Raw genomic sequence first — 2,116 nt, 5'->3', positions numbered from 1 at the left:
AGGCCAGTATATTTACCCGTTCCATCAACGGGCGCATTCCCGTAAAATCCTCTGCGCCAGCCGGTTTAACTACTTCATAGCCTTCCTCTACCACCCGGTCGCTGCCATCTATACACAGGACCCGATAGCCCATACTCTTTAAGAATTCCACCACCATATCCCAAGCATCAGGGTAAAGCCAGCGCTTCATAATTCCCGAAGCCTGCACGGCAATACATACATATTTTTCCTGTATTGCTCTAGGTGCCGTAGGATAATAGAGAATATCCGGAGCCATTTCATGTAAACCCAATATCACCTGGGCGGAACGAAATGGGGGCCAATGGCGGGAATCGTCGGGAATTAGATAGGGTGGCAAGTCAAATACGGCTAAACAAAAGGCAGCATAACAATCCTCAGGCATATCTTCCAACACCGCAATATCCGGCATGTATTCCTGACATAGCTCTTTGAAGGGATCCGGTGGCATTAGGCTGACAGTCGCGTTATATTCCTTCTGTAAGGCCACCACATAGGGCAGCACCGAAATTGTATCCCCCATAACACTTTGGGCCATAAAAATACAAATCTTTTGCTGATGGAGATCCATCAGATGCTCAAATACCTTCTCCCCGTCGTGCCATACTTCCACGAACCAATGAACATAGTACTTTTCCAGGGAAATAAGTACCTGCTCCGCTATATCCCCATCAAAGCCCACCATATCCGTGTCAAAATCCGATATTTTAACATGCCAGTTTCCCGCCGGTACTTCCACTCGAACCCCGGCATTGAAGTCAAATTTTAGCCCCTCAACGCCAGTTTCCAGCTTCACATCCCCGGCCGCCTTTTCAAAATATAGCAGCCGATCTATTTGTTCCGGTTCTATGGCATCTTTTCGTATGGAAAAATAAAATAAAGGATACTTATGCATCACGCAACCCCTTTTCCGTCTTCAATAGTTTTCTGCCCTTTAAATCTTCAATTAACCCAGCCGAAGCATTGGCATGTTCTATATAATACTTTTCATCCTCTGTTAAATTTTCATAATCATAATACCAAGGCAAATGACGGGCCATATAATTTCCCGTGGTACGGGCCGCAACATAAATATTATAGTGACGATAATTTCTGTATAGAGCAAAGGTGGTATCCACCGCCCCAAAGTACAACTCTGGTTCTATTTCATGCAAATAAAAGCTTTGCTCCTGGGCCTGGATTTTCTCCGCATCAAAGAAGGTAATATCCTCGGTAATTAACCCCAAGCCCACTTTCTTTAAATAGGGATACTTTCGTAAAATAGCCAACAAATGACGCAAAACATCCTTGAGGCAATGTTCCGAAGGCACCACATCGGAGTCCGTATAAACATAGGGACAGGCAATATTTAGCGTCTCCAAAACTCCACTGTCCCACAACGCTTTATGCCCCATATTTTGTCCCAACAACACCACCTGAACCTGAGGAGCTTTATCCGGCAAACTAGCGTAGTATTTGAGCAATAGTTCATAGCTGGAGGCATTATCCAAAATATATATGCGTCGATACCCAGCCGCCAGCAGCCAATCCACTAGCCGCTGCAAACAGCCTAAGCGGTTAAAGCTATTGATGAAAATGGGAATGTCCCATATATCCAGGTCATCAGCTATGTTCAAGGTGGAGACAAAGGGACTATCCTGAATAAGCCAGTTCTCAGCTCCCTCGCCAACCACTCCTTGGTCCAGCTTCTCATTAACTAGATTGGCATTAAATAACACTTCAGCGAAGCTACTACGGGATTTCAAGGCTTCCAGATAGGCATCCACCGCTCCCTTAATGTCATTTTGTCGTAAAAGTACATTGCCAAGATGATAGTGTCCCATTTCATCCTCGGGACAATATTTTAAATAGGTACGCCAGTCAGTTTGGGCTTTTTCATACTCTTTTAAACCGTAATAAGCCAACCCCCGATAAAAAAACAAATGGGGATAGGAGATAAAAAAAGCTTCCCCATAGCTGGCATAGATTTCCAAATACCGCAAAGCACTGGAATAATCTTGCTGTTGCAGGGACTGTAAAGAAGCCAAAAAATAACGATTGAGTTCCGCACTGTTAATGCTCAAATCCTCTGCATGTATCCCCTGGGCCAGGGCCATGT

2 protein-coding genes are annotated in these 2,116 nt (G+C 44.7%); both read right to left on the bottom strand.

Features of this window, described 5'->3' with window-relative positions; translation table 11 throughout:
* Positions 1–913, bottom strand: a 913-nt coding sequence (locus ACKI5G_RS10200; RefSeq protein ID WP_407400054.1) for an autotransporter strand-loop-strand O-heptosyltransferase, incomplete at its 3' end; no start/stop codon positions are given.
* A partial coding sequence (locus ACKI5G_RS10195) for a hypothetical protein (RefSeq protein WP_407400052.1) occupies positions 906–2,116 on the bottom strand: 1,211 nt, incomplete at its 5' end. The genes ACKI5G_RS10195 and ACKI5G_RS10200, both read right to left, overlap by 8 nt.

Source organism: Anaerovibrio sp., from assembly GCF_045637405.1.
Classification (GTDB): Bacteria; Bacillota; Negativicutes; order Selenomonadales; family Selenomonadaceae; genus Anaerovibrio.
This window is presented reverse-complemented; position numbering and strand designations above follow the sequence as displayed.